Below are 25,169 nucleotides of genomic sequence, written 5' to 3'. Positions count from 1 at the left end.
CTCCCTCGTTTAGTAAAAATAAATTCAAATGACGAGTCAAAACCGTATTTTCAAATATGTACAAACAAGTGACCCAGTATTTTGTATATTAAATATAACGCAACAAAAAAGGCCTTAACGAATTAGTTAAGGCCTTTTATTTAAGAAACGCGTTAAAACTTTTATTGTTTAGGCGGCGTTTTTGTTTCCGGGGCTTTGCCTATCAGATCCATAAACTGATCCAGTTTTGGTGTTATGATAATTTGCGTACGCCTGTTTTGGCTTTTACCACCTGGTGTTCCATTATCGGCAATTGGGTTGTATTCTCCCCTGCCACCAGCTGTTAAACGTTTAGGATCAACATTATAAGTATTCTGCAACGCCTGTACTACTGATGATGCTCTTAAAGCACTTAAATCCCAGTTATTCCTGATATTGGCTTGTTTAATAGGCACATTATCAGTGTTACCCTCAATTAATACGTCGTAACTTGAATAATCAGAAATGATCTTGGCTATTTTGCTCAGCGTTGCTCCTGCCTTATCAGATATTTCATAACTACCTGATTTGTAAAGCATATTATCTGATAATGAAATATACACTACGCCTTTAAGTACTTTCACATCCACATCCTGTATTTCTTCCTTGCTTAATGAGCGGGTAAGGTTGTTTGTTAAAACCATGTTAAGCGAGTCGCTTTTGTTTTTGGTTTCAACCAGGTGCTGGATGTACTTATTAGATGCATTAATTTCATCTACCAGTTTGGAGATATTTACATTCCCCTGGTTGTTACCGGCTAAACATTTATTTAGCGCATCCTGCAAAATGGCAGCATTTGATCTTTCCGCGGCTATTTGTTCTTCCAGGCTTTTTACCCTGCCAGTGCTTACGGCAAGCGCCTGCTCACTGGTTTGATATTTTACACTGAGGTCGCGGGTGCTGTTCTGTAATTGGGTGTAGTTACCCTGCAATTCGTTGTATTTTTTGTTGCTAACGCAACCTTGGGTTACTGTTGCTATAATAATTATCAGCAGTAATGAATGGTAAATTTTCATAGTCTGTAATTTGTTTAAAATTGAACGTAATATTACGGACAACTTAGCCGTATCAACAATATACCATTCGAAAAGTTTACATTATTCAATCAAATGAGATTTTATTTTAGATAAAAAAAACGCTCACAGCTCATCCATCTTCTTCTTAATACTTTGCTTATCCCCTTCTGATTTTGCAAGTAAAAGCGCTTTTTCAAAGTTACCTTTCGCTTTCAAGTTGTCTAGATCTGTATAAAGTTCCCCAAGCAATGCAAAGTAAAAGTGGCTATCTTTTATTTCCAGCTTTTCGACTTCAATAATCGCTTCTTCCTTGCCATTCGCTTTTGAAAGTGCATACGTTCGGTTTAAAGCCGCTATAGGTGAGTATTCTATCTGCAGCAAAAGATTGTAAAGTTGCAGAACGCTTTCCCATTTTTCTTTTGTATCCGCCTGCCGGGTACTACAATAGGCAATTTCGGCCTCGATGTGATATTTTGATAATTTATTACCGCTTGCCGCGCAACTTAAAAAATATCCCCCTTTGCTAATTAAATCGGTGTTCCATAAGCTGGTATCCTGTTTCTCGTACAAAATATGCTCACCGTTTTTATTGAAGCGAGCTTCAAACCTCGAAGCATGAAAACACATGAGCGAAAGCAGCGCGTTTACATCGGGCTTATTGGTATTTTGATTTTCTATAAGCATAGTACATAACCGCATTGCTTCAAGGCAAAGATCTTTCCGCAGTGTTTTATCCTGGCTAACAGAGTAATACCCTTCATTAAAGAGCAAATAAACGGTTGTCAGTACAGGCGCCAAACGCTCATCAATTTCTGATGATCCGGGGAGCTGTATCTTAATCTTTAACGCCCTGAGCTTTTCTTTGGCTCTAAATAATCGCTTATTGATAGTTTCCTTATTAGTCAAAAAGGCATCCGCTATTTCCTGAACCCCGAAACCGCAAAGGATCCGAAGAGATAACCCAACCTGCGCCTCCGTTGAAATTACCGGGTTGCAAATAGCAAACATCATTTGTAGCTGACTATCATTTATATTTTCGGGCGACAAGTCGATCTCCGTTTCGTAAAAATCGGGAGTGCTATTTATTATTTCGGGCGAGACCTTGCTTTTAAAAGTGGAACCGCGCTGCAAGTAATTTTTAGCTTTGTTTTTGGCAACGTTATAAAGCCAGGCTGGTGGATTTGGCGGGATACCTGTAATTCCCCAGGTTTGCGTAGCCGTAAGAAAAGTTTCGCTGGCTATATCCTCTGCCATTTCTATCTGGTCGAAACCAAAGCGCCTGCAAAGTACAGCTACAATTTTCCTGTATTCTGTTCTGAATAAATGCGGTATGAGTTCTGCAGTATTCATAATGAAAATGCCGCCAAATACTGCATGCAAACAGTTTTTGGCAGCATCATTTTAATTGTTATCCTGATGGCTTCCTGTTATCTGACGTACTTCAATACTATTACCATCGCCCAACAATATCGGGCAAGTTTTAGCCATGTTTACAGCATCGTCCATATCCTTCGCTTTTATGGTTACAAAACCTGCGATCGATTCTTTCACTTCGGCAAAAGGCCCATCGGTTATCACATTATTGGGTTTTATAACTTTGCCTTCCATGGATAAGCCCGTACCACCAACAAATTTATTCTGGGCCGCAATACCACCTACCCAATCGTGATATTGTTTCATGTATCCTTCCATTTGCTCGGGCGATGGCTGGGCCTCCTTAGTAATCAGATCCAGGCGCATTAAAATTAAATACTCGTTCATTTTGCATTGGCTTTAATTGGCTGCCTACAGGCAGACGGGTTAATAAATATATGAATTATACCCCGATAACAAATGAAATGGAAGCTATTGGACAGTTGGCTAAAAATTTTTACATAAAATATTGAAAACGATCCATTCACAAAACTTTAAAACAAAAAAAGCGGCTATTTGAACAGCCGCCTGAAAGAAATATTTTAAAAATGTTACAGATTTATAAGATGTCCAATAATTTCATTAGGGCTTGCAGGACTTCCTTTTATATTAATCTGTTCAAAATAGGCATACCATCCGGCAGCTTCAACAAGTTCTTCAAACGTTTTGGCAAGTTCGGCTGTTGGGAATTTCCAAACCGCAAAAAAATCCATATCCATGCGGTTAAAAGTATCGCCATCATTGCTGCCCCAGGTTATAATTTCTGTACCCTGCTCACTTAACTGCTGTATGGCAGGACCAAGCTGCGCCATGTATGCCCCCCTTTGTTCATGGTTCATATCAATCCACGCCTGCTTAGCTTTCCAGGCCTCAATGTAATACTTCATAATTATTTGGTTTTAAGTTGGTTATAACTGAAAACAATAATAGCTATTACAATTGATTAAAAAGGACTTGTTAAAACAATTACTTTGTACTTCTTCTTTTACGCTCTTTTACTATCAGGCTCAACTCGCGGCTCATCTGCCCGGCAATAGCGGTATTTTCCTGCGCCCTGCGAAAAAGGTACGGTAAAACTGCTTTTATAGGCCCATAAGGCACATATTTTGCCACGTTGTATTTTGCATTGGCCAGGTTAAAGCTTAAATTATCGCTCATACCTAATAGCTGCGAAAAATAAACGTGAGGGTGTTTATGATCTATTTGCTTACTATCCAATAATTCGGCCAGCAAACGGCAGCTTTCTTCATTGTGGGTTCCGGCAATAAAAGCTATCTGATCAATATGACTTGTACAATAATCAAGCGCCGAATCATAATCCAGGTCTGTTGATTTTTTATCAGTTTGAATAGGAGAATTATAACCCATCTCCAAAGCCCGCTTACGCTCCTTTTCCATGTAGGCGCCACGTACAATTTTGGCTCCCAAAATAAACCCTTCACTCTGGGCTATCTCATGATCGTTTAATATAGAAGCCAACTTATCATGCCTGTACATTTGATAGGTATTATAAACAATAGCTTTTTTTGTGTTAAACTGGGTCATCATAGTTAAGGCCAGCAAATCGATGGTTTCCTGTATCCAGCTTTCTTCGGCATCAATCATAACCGGTACATTGCTGGCATGGGCTTTATCACAAATGGCCAATACCCTGCTTTGAACCCTTTGCCATTCTTGCTCTTCTTCAGGTGTAAGCGTTAAGCGCGCATCAAGTTTCTCCAACAAAGCAAAACGGCCAACCCCTGTTATTTTAAATACAGTTAAAGGAACAGCTTTATCTTTAGATGCCCTTATTACCGTCTTGATGATCTCATCACGGGTGCTGTCAAAAACAGCCTCATCATCTTCACCTTCTATAGAGTAATCCAAAATGGTACCTACTCCTCCGCTGTATAGATTTTTGATCGTGTTATCGCACTCCGCAATGGCTTCGCCGCCGCAAAAGTGTTTAAATATGGTGGCCTTAATGATACTTTTAATAGGCAAACCTATTTTTATAGCAAAATTGGTTACGGGTGGACCGATCTTCACTAAAAAGTTAACGTTAATTATCCTGAACAGCCAGTAAGCGCGGCTAAGATCGGTATTGGTTGAATGACGAAAAGCGATTTCTGTATTTTCAAAAGAGAGCTTAGCGTGTTTGGAATTGTTATCGGTTTCGTTAGAAAGCATGTGCAAAATTATAAAATGATAACTCATTATTCCATGAATAGTTTATTTTTGCGTTTCCATGATTGAATTTAAGTTAACAGGCGACTTCATCCCGATGATACAATTACTAAAAGCTGCCCATTTAGTACAAACAGGCGGTGAGGCGCAAATAGTTGTAAGTGAGGGCGAAGTGACTTATAACGGCCAGGTAGATTACCGCAAACGCCTTAAAGTTAAACGAGGCGACCTGGTTGAATTCAGAGGAAATAAAATCGTGGTTATTTAAATTATGGACACCATTCAGAGCGACAACTACCCTATTTATTTTAATAATAGTATTGATGAACTGGCTAATTTTGTAAAGCAAGGTCATTATTCAAGGTTTTTTATTTTAACAGACGAAAATACAGCAGAGCATTGCCTGCCGCTTGTGAAAAGTAAAATTGAAGATCAGGACAATTTTGACATCATTGAGATAAATGCCGGTGAAGAAAGCAAGGATATTGATTTCTGCATAGGCGTCTGGAAAATGCTGATCGACTTTGGCGCTGACCGTAAAAGCTTACTCATTAATTTAGGTGGTGGTGTTATTAGCGATCTGGGCGGCTTTGCTGCATCTACCTTTAAAAGAGGGATTGATTTTGTACATGTCCCTACTACCCTGCTATCCCAGGTTGATGCCTCTGTGGGCGGCAAAACAGGTATCGATATTGATAGCATCAAAAACATCATTGGTACCTTTACCCAACCAAAAGCTGTATTTATTGAACTAAGCTTCTTAGAAACTTTACCGCCAAGACAAATACTATCCGGCCTGGCCGAAATGCTGAAACACGGCCTTATCCAGGACGCGGACTACTGGCACCAATTAAAGGCAAGCGACCTTACTAAGCCATCTGCCGAATTGGTTCATCGTTCTGTAGCCATAAAAAATAAAATAACGATTGAGGATCCACATGAAAAAGGAATCCGTAAGGCGCTAAACTTTGGCCATACCATTGGCCATGCTGTTGAAACCTATTCGTTGATCAATGATGAAGATCATTTATCACATGGAGAAGCTATTGCTATAGGCATGATCTGCGAATCATACCTTGCCCATAAAAAAACAGGGTTACCTGCTCAAGACCTGCAGGAAATAACTGAAACATTGAATACCCTTTATCCGCGCTATACTATTAAAGAATCAACATTTGATGCTTTATTGGAAATCATGAAAAAGGATAAGAAAAACCAAAACGGTAATATAAATTGCACCCTGCTGACCAAGATTGGTCAATGTAATATTGATAATATCTGCACAGAAGCCGAACTTTGTGATAGTTTATTATATTACATAAATTTATAAATGCAGCATTTAGATAAAACACAATTAAGTGCAATTGTAATACTTTGCCTGCTGGTTGTTTTAACCCTGGTTGAAATGGGCTTGAGCTATTGGGAAGACAGGCACTACTATAAAACACGCGATACACTTACCAATATCTATCTTACCTCGCTTGCCGTTATAACAAACGTGATAGTTAAAGGCAGTACATTTATAATACTGACTTTTACTTATCAATACCGGCTGTTTCAAATACATAATACCTGGCTGTATTGGACTATTTTAATTGTTTTACAGGATTTCCTATACTGGGTTTTGCATTACATAGGCCATTATTGCCGCTTTTTTTGGGCTATACACGTAACCCACCATTCATCAGAGCAATTCAACTTTACCACTGGATTCAGGTCGACGGTTTTTGAGCCCTTGTACAGAGTATTTTTCTATTTACCACTTGCACTGATGGGTTTTACCGCGTTGGATATTTTATACGCCTATTTGGTTACCCAATTTTACGGCAACCTGGTACATACACAGTATAAAGTACCATTACCCAAATGGTACGGGTGGATATTTGTTACCCCGGCACATCACCGGGTACACCATGCATCAAACATTCCTTACCTGGATAAAAACATGGGCATGGTATTAATTTTATGGGATAGGCTTTTTGGAACCTTCCGTGATGAGGATTTACCCGAGCCTGTTAAGTATGGCATAACCAAACAACCCGAAGATATGGGCCCTGTTAATGTAATTTTTCATGAATGGAAAGCCCTGATGCACGATGTTAAACATGCACCCGGTTTTAAAAATAAATTGGGTTATTTATTTAATCCGCCGGGCTGGAGCCATGATGGCAGCACGCAAACTGCTAAGGTGATGCAACGGGAGTATGAAATACAGCACATTACTCCCATTGTCGAACAAAAATATTCTGCTTAAATTTATTATCGGCTGGATTAATATCAATGTTATATTTGAGGCTTAAGCAGAAAACGCTTAACCCAATATACCTTATGCCACAATTTATATCCAAGCTTCAGCACAACACCTATGAAAAAGGCGAATTCTCTGACGAGCAGCCAAGAGATTTGGATGAAACAATTCAACTAATAAAAGATTTTCCCTGGGATTTAGAACGCTCTTTAACTGACATTCAATTAACGGGTCCATCGGTGACTATACAAGACGACGATATAAACTATCTGAAACTTGGACTTTATTTCGGTGGAAAATTTTGCATTTACTATCTGGATAGGGATAATCATTTGTATGAATACCACACCCCTGATATTGAGGCTGCAAAAAAACTCGTTACAGCTTTCTTTAACCAAACATTAGACATAAGTATATTTGAAAAGCACTTTTTTAACATTGGGAATCAGCCCCATTTTATAACCGACGGCTTTGAATACGGGATAAAGCCTCGTCGGATTGCTGTAGTTATGAGCATTCCAATTATCTATGTGCTTTTGTTTGCCGGAGTTGTGCTAGATGCTTCTAAAAACAATAAGGATATCGTGGTTCCTTCTTTATCTATGTTAGCAATTGGAGGTGTTATTTTATCTATATTTTATAAGGTTTTTGAAAACCGGCGACAATACCTTCAAATTTCGCGTGGCAATGATAGGTTTTCTTTTGGGCAAGATAAAAAAAGCATTGTTGTTTGCTATAAAAGGGATATTAAGGAGATAGTTATTTATGGTGGCCGAGGTTCGGGACGATCAAGTATGTTTGAAGTTACCGGTATTGTATTTAACAATAATCAATGCCTTAAACTTTCAAACCTGCTAATATCTAGACAAGATCTTTTAAGCAAATTCCCCGACAAGTTGAGGATTCCTGTTATTTATGACCGCGATTAAGTATTTAAAAGTAGGTAAAATCAATTTTAACAATATAAAATTTGGTTCACCCACAATTTTTCACAAAAAATAAAATTATCTATTGACAAAATCATTTTTTACCGTACATTTACAACATAATAAAAACAAATGAAATTTAACAGTGCATATTTTTATGGTTACTACTTTTACTTTAACAGTGAGAGCCGGGACTAATATGTACTAAACACACATAAAGAATTTAAAAAGTCCCGGCACAAAATGCCGGGACTTTTTGCTTTAACAGGGGTTATGAAAATAGAAAAACCAAGAGTTGCTATACAAGGGATCCGCGCTTCTTTCCACGAAGAGGCAGGGTTAAAATATTTTGGCGAAAACGCCCAGATGATTGAGTGTAACTCTTTTAAACAAACTTTTGAAAGTTTGAAAAAGAGGGAAGCTGATTATGTAGTAATGGCTATTGAAAACAGCATTGCCGGAAGTATCCTTCCAAATTACACCTTACTCCTTGATTATGGCTTCCCGGTAGTTGGTGAAATATATCTGCCCATACAACTGCATTTAATGGCGCTGCCTGGTGTAAAGTTTGAGGATGTAAAGTATGTTACCTCGCACCCCATAGCCTTACGCCAGTGTGTTGATTTTTTTGATGAATACCCACATTTAAAAATTGTGGAAAGCAGCGATACCGCCGCTTGTGCCAAACGTATCAGGGATGAACAGCTGACAGATACTGTGGCTATTGCAAATTCACTTGCTGCAAGTCTTTACGGGCTTGATGTGTTAGAGCGTCGGATTGAATCAAACAAAAGAAACTTTACACGTTTCCTGATACTTACCCATCATGATAATGTAGAGAAGAAAAGTGTTAATAAAGCATCGCTTTGTTTCCAGGTGAGTAATAAAGTTGGTGCATTGGCTAAAGTGCTTAATATTTTTGCCGAAGAAGGCTTAAATATGAGCAAAATCCAATCAATGCCAATTTTGGGTAAACGCAACGAATACAATTTTTATGTAGATGTTGAGTGGGACGAGCAAAAAAGCTATGATAACGCGATAAGACAGATTCTGAAATACACACAAAACTTTAATATACTTGGCGAATATGAAAGACACGAAGACGAGCTATCGGTGACCCCTAAGCCCCAAAGAACTGAACGGGTACGGAGATATATCAATATCCGGAGGAACATTTAAGATCCTGCAGATCGACAACAATAAACAATAATTAAACAAGCAAAAAATATAATAACAACCCCGACTTATAAAATCAAAAAGCCGGACAAACAATAAAACGATGAAACTAAATTTAAACATACAGCCGCTTCATACCTGGATTAAAACCGGTAAAGAACCATTGGTAATAGCAGGCCCTTGCAGTGCCGAAACTGAAGATCAGTTAGTTGCCACAGCTCATTTATTAGCCCAAACTGGTAAAGTATCTGCTTTACGTGCAGGCATCTGGAAACCGCGTACCCGTCCGGGAGAGTTTGAAGGTATCGGCAGTATTGGCTTAGAGTGGTTAAAACGCGCTAAAGCAGAAACAGGTTTGCCAACTGCTATTGAAGTAGCAACAGGTAAGCATGTTGAAGAGGCTTTAAAAGCAGGTGTTGATATTTTATGGGTTGGTGCCCGTTCAACAGTTAACCCTTTCACCGTACAGGAAATTGCTGATGCTTTACGTGGTGTTGATATCCCGGTGATGGTAAAAAACCCGGTAAATCCCGATCTTTCTTTATGGGTTGGCGCTTTAGAGCGTATCAACAATGCAGGTATTACTAAATTGGCTGCTATTCACCGCGGGTTTTCATCTTATGAAAAATCTGCTTTCCGTAACGAGCCAATGTGGGATATCGCTATCGCTTTAAAAACTTTAGCTCCTGAATTGCCTATCATTAACGATCCAAGCCATATCTCTGGTAACCGCGATCTGATAGGTTACATATCACAAAAAGCCTTAGATCTTGATATGCAAGGTTTGATGATCGAATCGCATATTGACCCAAGCGTAGCCTGGACAGATGCCAAACAACAGGTTACTCCTGCTGCCCTTGCAGATATCATTGATCATTTAGCTTTACGTAAACCAGAGATCCGTAACGCAGAAGTAAACGATAAACTGGCCGAATTACGTAACCAGATCGACAAAATTGACGATTTAGTTATCCAAAAAATTGCAGAGCGTATGCAGATTGCTGACAAGATCGGTCAATACAAAAAAGACAACAACATTACCATTTTACAAGTTGGCCGTTGGGACGAGATCCTTCAAAAACGCACCAACTATGCAAAAGCTCTAAAATTAGGCGACGAGTTTACTGAGAAATTATTGGAGCTTTTACATGCCGAATCTATCAGCAGACAAACAGCTATCATGAACACCAGCGAAGCCGGACAAGCAGCAGAAAAACTAACACACGCATAATTATATAGTGATGCAAAACATCATCCTGAATAAAAGCAATAAACAAATAAGTGGCACGGTAAATCTTACCGGGTCCAAAAGCGAATGTAACCGGGCACTTGTTATTGAAGCGTTAAGCAACGGCAAGGTACGGGTAGAGAATGTTTCAGATGCGGCAGATGCCGTGTTATTGGCAGGGATTTTAAGGAACAGTCAAGAATCAAGAGCCCGGAATCAAGAGGTTTTGGCAGGCGATGAAGCTACCCCGCATCCCGCAACAGAAACCCCGAACCTGGTTGACATCGGCCCTGCCGGTACGGCTATGCGCTTTTTAACTGCTTATTATGCTATTCAGGATGATGAAGTAATTTTAACCGGCAGTCAAAGGATGAAGGAAAGGCCAATTGGTGTATTGGTTGATGCGTTGCGGGAACTGGGTGCCCATATTGATTATGAAGAAAAAGAGGGCTATCCTCCTATAAAACTAAAAGGCAGTTTCGAGCAGCTCACTAGTAAGATCAGTATTAAAGGTAACATTAGCAGTCAATACATTACGGCCCTGTTACTCATCGCTGCCCGACTGCCTTTTGGTTTGGAACTACATATTGAGGGCGAACTAACTTCGCGCCCATATGTTGAAATGACTTTAGCAATGTTGCAAAGTGCGAATATACAGCACGTTTGGACAGATAACGTCATTGCAATATCAAATCAGGACTTTGCAACAACATCATTATACATTGAGCCCGATTGGAGCGCGGCATCGTACTGGTACGCTATTGCTGCTTTAGCAGATGAAGCCGAATTATTCCTGACCGGCTTAACACCTTACAGCCTACAGGGCGACAGCGTGATCACCGAGATCATGGCCAACTTTGGCATCACGTCGCAGTTTAAAGATGGTGGTGTGCATTTGTTGAAAGAGGCCAAACCATTAAGCAGGAAGATCTTTGATATGAAGGAATGCCCTGATTTGGCGCAAACAGTTATTGTTGTATGCGCAGCGTTAGGTCATGAAGCCACATTTACAGGCCTTGAAACTTTAAAGATTAAGGAAACCGACCGTATCCTGGCCCTTCAAACAGAACTGGCAAAAATGGGCGTTAAACTGATCGAAAAAGGTCAGGTTTATAAATTGGATTGCAGCGAAAAGTTTATTCCGGAGCGTATGTTTATCAACACCTACCATGATCACCGTATGGCAATGGCTTTTGCGCCACTTGCTTTGATAATTTCTCAGCTGGAATTTGAGAACGGGCCGGTAGTTGACAAATCATATCCCGCTTTTTGGACTGATCTTGAAAAACAAGGGTTTACAGTGGAGGAAACGCAAGGGTAAAGGGGGAAAGGCGAAAGGCAAAAGGTTTAAGGCGAAAGGTTTAAGGCAAAATGCGAACCCCCATAAACCCTACCGTCATTGCGAGGTACGAAGCAATCTCTACACAGGCAGTTCGTACTTGTAGAGTATCTCTGTATAGCAAAGAGATTGCTTCGTACCTCGCAATGACGTATTAATTATAACATCTCATATCTAATAAAATGGCAGGTAATTCATTCGGGCAAATATTCAGAATAACCACTTTTGGCGAATCGCATGGCGAAGCTATTGGGGTAATAATTGACGGCTGCCCGGCACAGTTGGTAGTTGATCTTGATTATATACAAGGCGAGCTGGATAAACGCAAACCCGGTCAATCAAAAATCACTACGCAACGTAAAGAAAGCGATACGGTAAAAATCTTATCGGGCGTATTTGAAGGTAAAACCACAGGTACCCCTATTGCCATGCTGATCCCGAATGAAGACCAGCGTTCAAAGGATTACACCCATAATGTGGATGTTTTCCGCCCGTCGCATGCTGATTACACCTATCAAACCAAATATGGCATTCGTGATCACCGTGGCGGAGGTCGTTCCTCAGCACGTGAAACTGCGGCGCGGGTTGCTGCAGGGGCATTGGCAAAGCTATTGCTTAAAAGCCAGGGTATAGAGATTGCCGCACACGTAAGCAGCGTTGGGAAGATAAATGCACCCAATGTAGAAATAAACTCCATCCAGGAGTTTATTGATGAACGTGAAAAAAACATTGTTCGCTGTGCCGATCCGGCTACTGCCGAAGAAATGATTGAATTTATTGATAGCGTACGCAAAGATGGTGATACCGTTGGCGGTAAAGTAAGCTGCTACATCAAAAACTGCCCCGTTGGCTTAGGCGATCCGGTATTTGATAAACTGCATGCCGATTTGGGTAAAGCCATGTTGAGTATTAACGCTGTACACGGTTTTGAATTTGGATCAGGCTTTTCCGGCAGCGAAATGCGCGGTTCTGAGCACAATGACATCTTTGTTAAATCGCATTTAGGTACGGTGAGTACCATTACCAATTACTCTGGTGGTATCCAGGGAGGTATCAGTAATGGTATGCCAATAGAGTTTAAAGTTGCATTTAAACCGGTTGCTACTATTATGAAAAACCAGGCCACCATTGATAGCGAAGGCAATGCTGCCGAAATATCGGGCAAGGGCCGTCATGATCCTTGTGTGGTGCCTCGCGCTGTTCCTATTGTTGAGGCTATGGCTGCTTTGGTGTTAGCCGATCATTGGCTAAGAAACAGGAACTCCATTTTAGGCTAAAAATCCTGAATCTAAATTTATTACAAGCCCGAAGCAAAAAAGCTTTGGGCTTTTTGCTTTTGGTTTTAAGCTTATATTTATCTTTGATTAAATGCTTACCCTTCTCATCCAATCATACAAACAAGCCTATAGCGGACTTTCTAAAAACAGCTGGTACCTTAGCCTGGTAATGTTTATTAACCGGAGCGGAACCATGGTTGTGCCCTTTATGAGCATTTACACCATTCAACAACTACATTTCACCATTGTGCAATCGGGATGGATCATGGCTATTTTTGGCGTCGGCGCTATAACGGGCGCATTTATTGGCGGGCGGCTATCAGATAAAATTGGTTTTTATGATATCCAGGTTGGCGCTTTGCTGCTCGGCGGCGTCATGTTTATTATTTTAGGTTTTCAGCATACATTCATAAGTGTGGGTATAGGCACTTTTATATTGAGCATTTGTAATGAATCCTTCAGACCAGCAAACTCCGCCGCAATAGCGCATTATAGCAGCGAACAAAATACAACCCGCTCCTATTCTTTAAACCGCTTGGCTGCCAACCTGGGCTGGGCATTCGGCGGTGGCCTGGGCGGCTTATTAGCTTCATACAGTTATCATTCGCTTTTTTGGGTTGATGGCTGTACCAATATTTTTGCCGGATTATTACTATTAACGTTAATGCCCCGTTCAAAGATCAGGAAATCGGTAGAAGCCATTAAAGAAGTCATCGTAGCAAAATCTGCCTACTCTGATCATATTTACCTGGTATTTATCGCCCTGGGAACATTATTCTCCATCTGTTTTTTCCAGTTTTTTATAATGCAGCCTGTATTTTATAAAATTCAATGGCATTTTAGCGTCAGGTTTATAGGTTTTTTGCTGGCGTTAAACGGAATAATCATTGTACTTATTGAGATGATATTGGTGCATAAATTAGATGGCAAAAGAGATCCGCTCACCTACATCAGGATAGGTGTTTTAGTTTCGGGGTTAAGCTTTGTGTTATTAAACATACTGCCTCATACGGCTTTTGTTGCTATATTCATTGTATCGCTGATGACCCTTGGCGAAATTATCAGCATGCCTTTTATGAATACGTTTTGGCTCAGCCGCACCACCAACAGTAATCGTGGCGAGTATGCCGCGCTCTACAGTATGTCATGGTCTGCGGCGCAAATCATTGCGCCGGCAGCAGGTAGCCAGATCATCGCTTATGGCGGCTTTGATACCTTGTGGTGGATATTGGGAGCCGTGTGCCTGTTTGTATCCACCGGATATTATTTTTTGAAAAAATTCAATATAAAAAAACAAAGCAGCGGCCATCATCACTGATCAATCTATTTAACATGAAAAAAGCTATCATATTAGACCTCGATAATACTATATACCCGGTAAGTTCAATTGCCGATAACCTATTTAATAAAGTTTTCGGATTTGTGGATAGCCTTGCCGAAGAAATAGGTTTGGAAGAGGTAGAAAAGGTAAAAGAGGAAATGAAAAGAAGGCCTTATCACCAGGTTGCTGAAAAATTCAATTTTAGCGACGCGGCAAAGAACAAGGGTCTTGAAATGCTTAAAAATCTTGAATACTCCCTGCCTATGCAACCTTATGATGAGTATAAATATATCAGTGAAATTAAAATAGATAAGTTTTTAGTAACTACAGGCTTTACCAAATTGCAGTGGAGCAAAATAAAACATTTAGGTATCGAAGACGATTTTAAAGCAATTTACATTGTTGATCCCGAAGTATCCGCCACCACTAAAAAAGATATTTTCACCATGATAATGGATGCTCACAATTACCTGCCCGAAGAATTGTTGATTATCGGCGATGATCCTGAATCAGAAATAAAAGCGGCAATTTCTTTAGGTATTGATACCTTTTTATTCGATCCCGAAAGCAGGCATCAAAATGCGCCGGCAACGCACTCGTCAAAAAACCTCAAAGATGCAGTTGTAATATTCTCCTGATTGAATTAAACGGTAAGCACTTTAACAGTAACTAATAGCTGCCCCAAGTGCCGCATAGTGTGCTCTGCAGCATGCGTATAAAGGCCGATAACGGTTGACGGAATTTGCGAGCGACCTACTCCCCTCACCTCTTTTAATACAGACTCGTCTGTTTCATACAATTGCTTTAACGCTTTATCAACCTGCAAGTTAAATTGTTCAACAAGTACTGTCACTGTTATATTTTCAGCAGGTTTTCCTTCACCCGATAAATACTCCAACTGTTGTTCGATAAGTCCTTCACCTTTTGCATATGTAAAAAGCCGGTCTAATACCCCAGATAAATGTTGCAAATGAAATCCAGGCGACGCCATGCCTGCAACTTTATTCCACAATAAGGCTTCAGGAAATTTGTTCATCAATTCATTCAGCTCCTCCCTGGCCTGCAGGAGTGCATGCGCCACCGGTTGCACCAGGGAGGGCATATTGCTTAAAGGGCCACGGAGCCAAACTTCCGGTAATTTATTTGCCATTATTTTTTTTGGAGCATTGTTTTAACTTCATCATGATTTAGGGTTTGTGGTAGTCCATAAATCTCTTTTACCCTATCATGCGTATTATCTGTCCATAACCAACTTGTCCACACCATGAACCAGGCCCACTCGGGTTGCGCCGCAAGAATTTCCGGTTTAGGTAATTCACCTGTTTCGCCAAGCACTATTAATTTGCCGTTGGCAAGCTTAAGCAATTCATTATAATCTTTCTGCTCATAATCAAAATGGTACACATCCGATCCTAAAATATCCACGTAGTTGGCGCCAGGATAATACGACTTATAATCATTGGCTTCATCCTTAGGAATATCACGTAAGCCGTTTGCGCCCCAAACCCATACCAGGTTGTTTAAATGGTGATAATTGGTATACCGGTCATACATCATTTTCCAAAGCTTTATGATGCCATTCTCGCCTTTTTTATCGCCCCACCAAAACCAAACTCCATTCATTTCATGATATGGCCGCCATAAAACAGGCACATGCGCATCCCGCAATTGTTTAAGATAACCGGCTTCCTTATCAATATCTGCAAGCCATTTTTTATTTAAAGGTGTATTTGGTGTAGTTAATTCCGTCCATTGAGCATCTGTCAGTTTCCCCTGAATACTTTGCTTCCAATCATAAGGAGGATTGTCTATTGGCCGCCCCTCATGCCACATAATGGTAACCAGGTAACCATCGGCCCATTTCTTTATAGCCTCATCAACCAGTTTCTGGCCAAGGTCTTTATCTCCCCATAACATGAAATCAGATCCCCACAAAGCCGGGTATTGTCCGGAAATAGCCTTTGCACTGTCCGAAAATATATTCAGATCACTATTGTAGTTCTGCTGGCCCGATAGGATGTGCTTTCCTTTGATATCATATAGAAAAGATAATAACTTAACTGCCTCAGGGGATGCATTCTTATTCACTGGTTTAAAGCTTTGAGAGAAAGCGCAAACTGGCAGCAAACAGATTAAAGTGAACAATAAACAATTTTTCATTTTGTAGTGACTGGGGTGATTGGTTCAATATTGCTGATAATTTGTCTGATTTCAAATTTAATTAAAAACTTACACGCTTTGTGGTACGGCTATTGCTATTGATGACACGTATTTAACTGAATTACATTTTTATGCCTTCTGTCACGACAAATAAAGCCCCTCTCTCCCTAATATTACTTTCCTTATTTGTGTTAGCGCTTACTTTTCAAAGCTGTAAAAAAAAGCACTCTGAAATGGCCGACGAGCTTTTCAAAATAACGAAAAACAAAGTTTTTAAAGATGTTGACCCCGAAGCTTATGCCGAAGTATTTAAAAAGGAATTGGCTGCCGAAAAATCGAACTTGGCTAATGAACCAGTTATAGAAGCATATTATAAGGCTAATGACTATCAACCTACGTTTGTATTAAACCATTTAAGCAATGGCGATCTGGATGCAATACCCCAGTATTATAATAAAGCTAACCAACACGGATTAGATTCAAGCTTATTTAGCCCTAATGAGCTTAAAGCTTTGATAGCTAAATTTCATGATGATAAGAAGATAAAAACAATTGATGAAGCATATCATGACCTTGCAAAGCTGGAATTACTTACCGCAAGCACACTAACCAAATACGCCAACGCAATTCAGTTTGGGGTAATCAATCCTAAAAAAATATATTCAAGATACTTCGTGGCAACCAAACGTCCTGATAGTACATCCACGAAGGCCGTGTTTACAGCTAACAGCATCCAAGCCTATCTTGACAGTATCCAGCCTAAAAACCCACAATATGTTGCCTTACAGAAAGCATTTGTTAGTGGCGAGGCATTACCCGGGCTATCAAAAGAAGAAACACAACGTTATTTAATGGTTAACCTGGAACGTTTGCGCTGGAGAAATAAACCTTATGAACCTAAATATGTATACGTTAACATACCCGACTATCGCCTTGATGTATTTGAAGATGGTAAATCGGTATTAAACATGAAAGTTTGTGTTGGCCAGGGACGTAACATGAACAAGGAAGAATCACTGATCCGGTTTGGAGATACAGCTAAAATTGACAAACCTTTTCCGCGCGAAACGCCACAGCTTAATAGTTTGATACATAGTGTTGATGTAAACCCTGTTTGGAATATACCGCAAAGCATAGCCACCAAAGAGATCATTGTTGAAGCAGCCAAAGACAGGTATTACCTATCAAACAAAAATATTGATGTATATAAAGACGGCAATTTAGTGGAGGATCCTGAAGATATTGACTGGTCGACCATAACCAAAGATAACCTGGAATATGATTTTAAACAACGCCCGGGTGATGATAATTCATTGGGTAAAATCAAATTCCTGTTCAAGAATAAGAGCAGTGTTTACCTTCATGATACGCCTGCTAAAGCTGCTTTCAGGCAAAGTATGCGTGCCGTGAGCCATGGTTGTGTGCGATTGGGAGATCCACAGGCATTGGCTAAAAATCTTTTTGGAGAGGGCGAAGACCTGGATACCATAATAAAGGACATGAGCGAGGATAACCCCGAACCTACAAGCATCTCTCTGCCCAAAAAGACGCCTATTTATATAACTTACGTTACTTGTTGGGCAGACGAAAATGGCACGTTGCAATATCGCCCGGATGTATATGGATTGGATATTGTACTTTACGCTCATCTTCAAAAAATCATGGGCAAATAAAAATGCCCGGCTGATTAAAGCCAGGCATTAAATTTAAAAGGATAAGTATTTAAAGTTTCGTTATATCAAATGATGTTGTATCGGCCGCAACCTGGTTTAAGGGAGCGGTTTCATCAAGGTATTTTGAGGTATATGTATTATCATTACCATTGATAAAAAACACCGATTTACCCTGGATTGTATTGATCACAAAATCAGCAACCTCAGGAGACACGGCCGGGCAACCAAAACTACGACCTAAACGTCCCATTTGGTTAATTGCGTCCTGCCCAACATAATCTGCAGCATGAACAACAATACCACGTTGACGTGCACTAATATTAAACCCTGTATCCATACCATCCAAACGTAATGAACGGCCGTGTTTCCCCATATAAATATCATCAGCCAGATAAAATCCCAGGCTGCTTTGATGCGAATCGTTACGATCAGAAAACTGATTTGCCATTTCCATTCCGCTTCCCTGGCCGTGAGCAACCCAGGTATTAAGAAGCAATTGTTTGCTAAATAGATTAATGATCCACATGCGCTTTTCGCGGCTCGATTTGGTAAAATCAACAACCGTAAGCACTGCGTTATTTTGCGAAAGTTTATGGGCAAGTTTTAAGTTAGTGTAACCCGTAACCGCTTTTTCAAACACATCAAACGTTAATCCTGATTCCTGTAAGTTAGCTGCAATATATAGGCTATTAACGTACTGGTTAAATAATTCTTTTGCAGAAAGGCTTGAATTTATCCCTCCTTTTATTTTGGTCGAAGCCGGAGATCTCCAACCAATAATGGTTGCTGAGAAAAATAAGACCGCTAACGTTATACACCAAAAATACTTCCTCATACTTGTTTTTGAGTTTAATTTTAATCAAATAGTAAAATCAGTAACAGGCTTAGAATTTAGGAATTGAACAGCATTAGGAACCGAACAATTACAAATGTATAATTTTCTATTTAAAAAAAAGTCATTTTAATATTCTTTTTTACTAAAATGAAATTTAATTATTAATGAAGAAATTAAGAGTCACTTATACGACGCTAAAATAAAAAGGTTTTAATTACTTTATTTTACCCATTTTATTTTGCTTTCGAGGGGAATGTTTCTTTTTCCTTCCGGATGCTGATCTGCATAACCAAGGTATAGTACACCTATTACCTGATCCTCATCCCGTAATTGTAAGAAACGCTTCATGGCAGGTTTTAGTATTAAGCCTCCCGTACTCCACAATGAAGCCATACTTAATGCAGTAGCGCCGAGTAGTATGTTTTGAACAGCGCTGGAAACCGCCGCGACTTCCTCAAACGGGGGAATTTTTGGCAAATCGCCACGCTGCATAATGGCAATAATAGCATGCGAAACTTTATCCCCCTGGTGCAACATATTATTAAAAACAGTTTCGTTAAAATCTTCCGGGCTTACACTTTGTTTGTATAATTCGGCATGTTGATGGCAAAACTCCGCCGGGTTTTCATATACAACAAAACGCCAGGGCTCTGTAAAGCCATGAGTTGGCGCCCAATCTGCAAGCTCAAGCAAGGCTGCAATATGACCATTAGGCGCTTTATGCCCATTCATCATGTTGGGCTTAACGCTGCGGCGGGTTTGTATGATATTAGATATTGTTGCGAAATCTGTAGAATGCATGGTAAATGAGAATCAAGAGTTAAGAGTCAAGAATTAGGACTAAAAAAAGGATTGTTTGTTGAAGTAATTTGGAAATAAGTAAGAATTAAGAGTCAAAAACCTATAAATCGCTGGCGCGCTTCTCTTGATTCCTGACTCTTAATTCTTGATTCTTCTTTAAAATATCGGTGGAAATTTAGCAGGATTTGCTTCGCTCATAATGGCATAAACAGCTTCCACAATATCATCAAACGATGGTTTGCTAAAGTAATCACCATCAGAACCATACGGTGGGCGGTGTTCTTTAGCGGTTAACGTGCGTGGTTGCGAATCCAATGAATAATATCCTTTTTGACCTTCCACTATTTGCTGGATGATATAGGCAGAGGCAGCTCCGGGTACATCTTCATCAACAACAAGCAGCTTGTTGGTTTTCTTTAATGAGGTTCCGCAAACAAACCCTTTATCAAAAGGATACAGTGTTTGAGGGTCAATAACTTCGATGTGAATGCCCATTTTTTCCAACTCTTCGGCAGCCTCTAATACGATGCGTAAGGTTGAACCGTATGATACAACAGTAACATCGGTACCTTCCTTCATTACTTCGGCCACACCTAAAGGCACGGTAAACTCACCAACATTGGCAGGTAACTTTTCTTTTAACCTGTAACCATTAAGGCTTTCGATAACCAACGCGGGTTCGTCGCCACGAAGTAGGGTATTGTACATACCGGCTGCCTGGGTCATATTACGCGGTACGCAAATATGGAAACCCCGCATCGAACTTAATATCATCCCCAATGGAGAACCGGAATGCCAGATACCTTCCAGCCTGTGTCCGCGTGTACGTATGATGAGCGGCGCTTTTTGCCCACCGAAAGTACGGTAGCTTAAACTACCAATATCATCACAGATAACTGTTATGGCGTAAATAAGATAATCAAGGTATTGTATTTCGGCAATTGGCCTTAAGCCGCGCATAGCCAGGCCCATTCCCTGCCCTATAATAGTAGTTTCCCTGATACCTGTATCGGTGATACGCAGATCGCCGTATTTGCTTTGTAATCCCGAGAATCCCTGGTTAACATCACCAATGGCGCCCACATCTTCGCCAAAGGCAACAATAGTTTTATCGCGCTCAAAGTTGGCATCAAAACAGGCATTTAACACCTCTCTCCCATCAATCAATTTTGCATCCTCACTATAAGTAACAGGTACTACCGGAACATTCAGGGGTGATTGTGGAGTATCAGAAAACAACCTGGTATTATAGCGGGTTTTGTTTTTGGCATTTTCGGCATTTAACCAATCAATCAATATTTGTCGTTCAGCAGAATTTTCATGTACGGTAGCTCTTAGTGTTTTACGTATAGCTGATACTATATCTTTACGCCCGGCATCGTAGCATTTGCGTAATGTATCTACAATTTCGTCAATGGTATTTTTAACTGAAACGCTTTCGGCAAACTGTTCTAAAAGGTTCGCGGCTTCCTCCAGTTCGGTACTAATAATAACGTTTAGTTCACTTGCCACTTCCCGCTGGCAATCACGCACATATTTCTTTGCTTCGGCTTCCAGTTCATCCAATTCCTGCGGCGTTGAAATAGCCGATGTTATCATCCATTGACGCATTTTTAGCAGGCAATCGTTCTCATCTTCCCAATTTAAACGATCTTTAGTTTTGTACCTTTCATGCGAACCGGAACTGGAGTGGCCCTGCGGCTGTGTCATTTCGATAACGTGTATCAACACCGGCACGTGCTCTTCCCGGCATAATTTTATTGCCCGTGCATATGTTTCGCAAAGGGCGATGTAATCCCAACCTTTTACTTTAAATATTTCAAAACCATTTGAACCATTTTCTCTTTGAAACCCTTTTAATATTTCTGAAATATCTTCTTTAGTGGTTTGTAGCTTGGCCGGAACAGAAATGGCATAAGCATCATCCCAAATAGAAATAGCCATGGGTACCTGCAATACACCGGCTGCATTAAAAGCTTCAAAAAAAACGCCTTCGGACGTTGCACCATTACCTATGGTGCCAAAAGCAACCTCATTACCATCAACAGAAAATTGTTTAAGGTATTCCAGTTCTTTATTCTGTCGATATAATTTTGAAGCATAGGCTAAACCCAGCAAACGCGGCATGTGGCCGCCTGTGGTTGATATATCCGATGAGCAATTCATGGTTTCGGCCTGGTTTATCCAGCTACCATCTGCATTCACAAAACGGGTTGCGTAATGGCAGTTCATTTGCCTTCCGGCAGATGAAGGATCCTTCTCCACATCGGGATGAGCATAAAGCTGAGCAAAAAACTCTTTCAGGTTGCTCATACCTGTAGCAAACATAAACGTTTGATCACGATAATATCCTGCACGCCAATCGCCGGCACGAAATGCTTTGGCCATAGCCAATTGAGCAACTTCCTTACCATCACCAAAAATACCAAACTTAGCCTTACCCGTTAAAACCTCTTTCCTACCTATTAAACTGGCTTGCCTGCTTTGGTAGCCAATACGGTAATCATCAATCACAATTTGTTTAAAATCATCAAAACTGAGCTCAGCTGAATCAAATTTACTGGTTGCACGTATTACAGTTTCGGGCATATAAAATTTTGTTTAGACGGTAAAATTATAAAATTCTATTCTGTAATTGGTATAGTAACAATTAAAACATGAAGTAATGCTAATAGTTTTGTTATTACATTAAACCTTTTATATTTGTGATAATCAAATATAGCATATGAAAAAGATATTAATGATTTGCGCAGTGGTATTAGGTTTTGCCTTTACCGCATCGGCACAAGATAACCAAAAGGCCGAGTTTAAATTTAACGAGGAAAAACACGACTTTGGTAAAATACCACAAGGTACCCCCGTTACCACTGTTTTTGAATTTACCAATATTGGTAAAGAGCCACTTATACTTACCGAAGTAAGGCCAACCTGTGGTTGTACCATTGCCGATTATACCAAAACTCCTGTAAAAAGTGGTGATAAAGGCACCATAAAAATTACATATAATGCTGCTGTTGCCGCGCCATTTAACAAAACAATAGTAGTTAAATCAAACGCTGTTACGCCCGAGAAATATTTAAATATAATTGGCGAAGTTGTTGCTAAACCAGCTTCAAGCAAGTAATCAAGCTGCAATTACGCTCAAATATCACTTATTAAATACAGCGTGAATAAAATATTAAGGAAGACCCAATTTGGGTCTTTTTTTGTTTATGGGTGGTAATAAATTGAGCTGTCCTATCTTTTTACTAATTTTGCACATGCCAAAAATATCTCAAAAAGGGCAACGCATGCCCGCATCACCTATACGTAAATTAACACCTTATGCCGATAAGGCTAAGCTGGACGGCAAAAAAGTGTACCATTTAAACATTGGCCAGCCTGATATTGAAACGCCCGAAGGCATGCTGAATGCCATTAAAAATATTGATTTTAAGGTTTGGGCCTACACTCCGTCTGAGGGTACCTTAAGCTACAGAAAAAAGCTTACAGAATATTATAACAAACTGGGCTATAACATTACGCCAGATAATATTATTGTTACCACGGGTGGATCTGAAGCTATTACCATTGCCATGATGGCTTGTTTGGATTCGGGTGATGAAGTGATCATTCCTGAGCCTTTTTATGCCAACTACAACGGCTTTGCCAGCCAAAGCGATATTGTGGTAAAACCCATTCTATCATACATTGATAACGGATTTGCCCTGCCCCCCATCAGTGAGTTTGAAAAACTGATCACCAATAAAACCAAGGCGATCATTATTTGCAACCCCAATAACCCTACAGGCTATCTTTATTCGCAGGAAGAGCTGGATGCCCTAAAGGTACTGGCTCTAAAGTATGACTTATATCTCTTCTCTGATGAAGCTTACCGCGAATTTTGCTACGATGGCCGTACATTTATTTCGCCAATGCACCTGGACGGACTGGAAGAGAACGTTGTGGTAATGGATACTGTGAGTAAACGGTACAGCGCCTGCGGCGCACGCTTAGGCTGCCTGATTACCAAGAATAAAGAACTGCATAGCGCAGCATTAAAATTTGCGCAGGCAAGGCTAAGCGCAGGCATGGTTGAACAAATTGCCGGCGAAGCTGCAGTTGATACTCCTGATGAATATTTTGAAACTGTAAATAAAGAATATACCAGCAGGCGGGATACTTTGGTTACAGCATTAAATAAAATAGACGGCGTTTTTTGCCCTAACCCCGGAGGCGCATTTTACGTGGTGGCCCAGTTACCTATTGACAATGCCGATAAGTTTTGCCAATGGATGTTGGAAACCTTTAGCTATAACAATCAAACCGTGATGATGGCGCCCGCAACCGGCTTTTACAGCACACCCGGTGCAGGCATTAACGAGGTACGCATGGCTTATGTAATTAATAATGACGACCTTAAAAGCGCCATGATTTGCCTTGAAGAAGCGCTGAAAGTGTATCCCGGCCGCACAGTTGGCAGCGAACACCTGTTGGCTGGCAAATAGTTTTTTAGCTCGCCTTCATCAATTACCCCAACCAAATCCGGCTTTTTAGTTTGGTTTAGTTGGGGTTTATTATTCCCTTTATTTTCTGTTTGTGCCTTGTTAAACTGGTAATCATGTTCAAAAAATGCTCCGCACATCATTGTCTATTATTAGCTTTTTTTGATTAATTCAATCATTTTTATGCCTTATTATTGCCCATCTTTGAACATAATTAAGCAGATATTTACAGATTCTGATGGGCTTAATCCTCCGCCCATGCCTCATCAATCTTTTGGCTTTTAATTAAACACAAGTGTTCGGTTTTTTAAAAGCAGGTGTTCGGGGTGTGTTCGGACCCAATCCATTAAAAACACAACTAATTAATTATCAATAAATTACCAATTTGTTTTTTTTCAAGAACACTCAATTTGCTGACTATCAGTCATTTTATTTTTATTGAATTTTGCTTTGTGTGTATTCCTTCAAAAAACCGAACACTTTTGATTATTGCAAATTGTAAACTAACTAAGCCAACTTTTTACTTATATTTGTACCCTTAACAGCAAACTGCCACCGGCAAATGCGAACTCAAAAAAATGGGGTCGACCGGAATTGACAGGATGGAGATAAGTAGGTAAGCATGCAGCGCGTTGGGTGAATTAGCGCTTAAATCTGAACGCTCAAACTTACAAATGGCGAAAATAACTACGCCTTAGCTGCTTAATTTAGAATTAAATAGCTTTTGTCCCGCCGGTTCTACGTTTCATTGGATCGGCAACCGGGGCATCGAAAAATGAAACTGGCCTGCTTAAGGTGTGCATAGCGGGTGAGATAAAGCACCTAAGGAAAACGGTACAGGTACGCGACTGACCTTCCATTTCCCTACAATTAAACAGAAGCTAAGCATGTAGAAAGCTTACCTTATACCATGTTTGGACGAGGGTTCGAATCCCTCCGGCTCCACGATTGATCTTTTTAAATCCCTGTAAATTAACAATTTACGGGGATTTAAATTTTCAGGGGACATTTCAGGGGACAAATAATTAAAGATATTACTTCTTTTTTGTTTGGGCTAAATCTGATGCAGCTACACTCTTCGCTGC

The 25,169-nt window shown here is 40.1% G+C and carries 23 protein-coding genes and 1 other RNA gene; 14 read left to right on the top strand and 10 right to left on the bottom strand.

The features are described 5' to 3' along the window. Positions 1-161: 161 nt before the first annotated feature. From AC1D0K_RS06475 to AC1D0K_RS06455, 5 genes are all read right to left on the bottom strand, one after another. Entirely contained in the window at positions 162-1,034 is an 873-nt protein-coding gene (locus AC1D0K_RS06475; protein WP_295711945.1) for an OmpA/MotB family protein, read from the bottom strand. Between the two features lie 123 nt (positions 1,035-1,157). Then, the gene (locus AC1D0K_RS06470) at positions 1,158-2,384 is read right to left on the bottom strand and encodes an RNA polymerase sigma factor (RefSeq protein ID WP_477395081.1); all 1,227 of its coding nucleotides are present in this window, start codon (positions 2,382-2,384) and stop codon (positions 1,158-1,160) included. A 51-nt stretch (positions 2,385-2,435) separates the two neighbouring features. Further along, complete coding sequence (locus AC1D0K_RS06465) at positions 2,436-2,795, bottom strand: YciI family protein (protein ID WP_295711942.1); 360 nt, start codon at positions 2,793-2,795, stop codon at positions 2,436-2,438. Between the two features lie 203 nt (positions 2,796-2,998). Continuing rightward, the gene (locus AC1D0K_RS06460; protein WP_477395078.1) at positions 2,999-3,334 is read right to left on the bottom strand and encodes a DUF6616 family protein; all 336 of its coding nucleotides are present in this window, start codon (positions 3,332-3,334) and stop codon (positions 2,999-3,001) included. A 79-nt stretch (positions 3,335-3,413) separates the two neighbouring features. After that, positions 3,414-4,619, bottom strand: coding sequence for a proline dehydrogenase family protein (locus tag AC1D0K_RS06455; RefSeq protein ID WP_477395076.1), 1,206 nt, complete (start codon positions 4,617-4,619; stop codon positions 3,414-3,416). A 58-nt stretch (positions 4,620-4,677) separates the two neighbouring features. Between AC1D0K_RS06455 and AC1D0K_RS06450 the strand changes: the two genes are divergently transcribed. From AC1D0K_RS06450 to AC1D0K_RS06405, 10 genes are all read left to right on the top strand, one after another. Beyond that, positions 4,678-4,884 (top strand): RNA-binding S4 domain-containing protein, encoded by a 207-nt coding sequence (locus AC1D0K_RS06450; protein ID WP_295711937.1) that lies wholly within the window; start codon positions 4,678-4,680, stop codon positions 4,882-4,884. Positions 4,885-4,887: 3 nt separating this feature from the next. Then, positions 4,888-5,946 (top strand): 3-dehydroquinate synthase, encoded by a 1,059-nt coding sequence (aroB, locus tag AC1D0K_RS06445; RefSeq protein WP_295711935.1) that lies wholly within the window; start codon positions 4,888-4,890, stop codon positions 5,944-5,946. Continuing rightward, positions 5,947-6,870: a sterol desaturase family protein gene (locus AC1D0K_RS06440; RefSeq protein ID WP_477395073.1), complete on the top strand. Its 924-nt coding sequence runs from the start codon at positions 5,947-5,949 to the stop codon at positions 6,868-6,870. It abuts the gene before it with no gap. 74 nt (positions 6,871-6,944) lie between these two features. Next, entirely contained in the window at positions 6,945-7,793 is an 849-nt protein-coding gene (locus tag AC1D0K_RS06435) for a PH domain-containing protein (RefSeq protein ID WP_477443652.1), read from the top strand. Between the two features lie 270 nt (positions 7,794-8,063). Beyond that, positions 8,064-8,969 carry a prephenate dehydratase gene (locus tag AC1D0K_RS06430; protein ID WP_477395069.1) on the top strand — a complete coding sequence of 302 codons (906 nt, stop codon included), beginning with the start codon at positions 8,064-8,066 and terminating at the stop codon, positions 8,967-8,969. 100 nt (positions 8,970-9,069) lie between these two features. Then, positions 9,070-10,197, top strand: coding sequence for a chorismate mutase (locus tag AC1D0K_RS06425; RefSeq protein ID WP_477395067.1), 1,128 nt, complete (start codon positions 9,070-9,072; stop codon positions 10,195-10,197). Positions 10,198-10,207: 10 nt separating this feature from the next. Beyond that, complete coding sequence (aroA, locus tag AC1D0K_RS06420; protein ID WP_477395065.1) at positions 10,208-11,515, top strand: 3-phosphoshikimate 1-carboxyvinyltransferase; 1,308 nt, start codon at positions 10,208-10,210, stop codon at positions 11,513-11,515. Positions 11,516-11,715: 200 nt separating this feature from the next. After that, on the top strand, positions 11,716-12,810 hold the full coding sequence (aroC, locus tag AC1D0K_RS06415; protein WP_477442982.1) for a chorismate synthase: 1,095 nt from the start codon (positions 11,716-11,718) through the stop codon (positions 12,808-12,810). Between the two features lie 91 nt (positions 12,811-12,901). Further along, entirely contained in the window at positions 12,902-14,128 is a 1,227-nt protein-coding gene (locus tag AC1D0K_RS06410) for an MFS transporter (RefSeq protein ID WP_477395061.1), read from the top strand. Between the two features lie 14 nt (positions 14,129-14,142). Continuing rightward, positions 14,143-14,769, top strand: coding sequence for an HAD family hydrolase (locus AC1D0K_RS06405; RefSeq protein WP_477395059.1), 627 nt, complete (start codon positions 14,143-14,145; stop codon positions 14,767-14,769). Positions 14,770-14,774: 5 nt separating this feature from the next. Here the strand turns inward: AC1D0K_RS06405 and AC1D0K_RS06400 are convergent, their stop codons facing one another. Together AC1D0K_RS06400 and AC1D0K_RS06395 are read right to left on the bottom strand one after the other, a co-directional pair. Next, positions 14,775-15,281, bottom strand: a complete 507-nt coding sequence (locus tag AC1D0K_RS06400) for a DinB family protein (RefSeq protein WP_477395057.1) — start codon at positions 15,279-15,281, stop codon at positions 14,775-14,777. After that, positions 15,281-16,219, bottom strand: coding sequence for a glycosyl hydrolase (locus tag AC1D0K_RS06395; protein WP_477395055.1), 939 nt, complete (start codon positions 16,217-16,219; stop codon positions 15,281-15,283). The genes AC1D0K_RS06400 and AC1D0K_RS06395 overlap by 1 nt, the downstream gene beginning before the upstream one ends. 305 nt (positions 16,220-16,524) lie before the next feature. Between AC1D0K_RS06395 and AC1D0K_RS06390 the strand changes: the two genes are divergently transcribed. After that, positions 16,525-17,964 (top strand): L,D-transpeptidase family protein, encoded by a 1,440-nt coding sequence (locus tag AC1D0K_RS06390; protein WP_477442980.1) that lies wholly within the window; start codon positions 16,525-16,527, stop codon positions 17,962-17,964. 49 nt (positions 17,965-18,013) lie between these two features. On the opposite strand, the gene AC1D0K_RS06385 is transcribed toward AC1D0K_RS06390, so the two are convergent. The 3 genes from AC1D0K_RS06385 to AC1D0K_RS06375 form a co-directional block, all read right to left on the bottom strand. Further along, positions 18,014-18,799: a murein L,D-transpeptidase catalytic domain family protein gene (locus AC1D0K_RS06385; RefSeq protein ID WP_477395051.1), complete on the bottom strand. Its 786-nt coding sequence runs from the start codon at positions 18,797-18,799 to the stop codon at positions 18,014-18,016. Positions 18,800-19,018: 219 nt separating this feature from the next. Continuing rightward, a complete protein-coding gene (locus tag AC1D0K_RS06380; protein WP_477395049.1) occupies positions 19,019-19,600 on the bottom strand; it encodes a nitroreductase family protein in 582 nt (193 codons plus the stop codon). 156 nt (positions 19,601-19,756) lie between these two features. Next, positions 19,757-22,189 carry an alpha-ketoacid dehydrogenase subunit alpha/beta gene (locus AC1D0K_RS06375; protein ID WP_477395047.1) on the bottom strand — a complete coding sequence of 811 codons (2,433 nt, stop codon included), beginning with the start codon at positions 22,187-22,189 and terminating at the stop codon, positions 19,757-19,759. Positions 22,190-22,325: 136 nt separating this feature from the next. On the opposite strand from AC1D0K_RS06375, the gene AC1D0K_RS06370 reads away from it, so the two are divergent. The 3 genes from AC1D0K_RS06370 (at position 22,326) to ssrA (ending at position 25,032) form a co-directional block, all read left to right on the top strand. Then, positions 22,326-22,724: a DUF1573 domain-containing protein gene (locus tag AC1D0K_RS06370; protein ID WP_295711907.1), complete on the top strand. Its 399-nt coding sequence runs from the start codon at positions 22,326-22,328 to the stop codon at positions 22,722-22,724. Between the two features lie 136 nt (positions 22,725-22,860). Then, positions 22,861-24,087: a pyridoxal phosphate-dependent aminotransferase gene (locus AC1D0K_RS06365; protein WP_295711904.1), complete on the top strand. Its 1,227-nt coding sequence runs from the start codon at positions 22,861-22,863 to the stop codon at positions 24,085-24,087. A gap of 577 nt (positions 24,088-24,664) precedes the next feature. Continuing rightward, positions 24,665-25,032, top strand: a transfer-messenger RNA (tmRNA) gene (gene ssrA, locus AC1D0K_RS06360). The last annotated feature ends 137 nt before the right edge of the window (positions 25,033-25,169 follow it).

The organism is Mucilaginibacter sp. P1_A3 (genome assembly GCF_056406855.1).
Note: the sequence above shows the minus strand (reverse complement) of the source record. Positions and strands in the feature narration are given on the sequence as shown.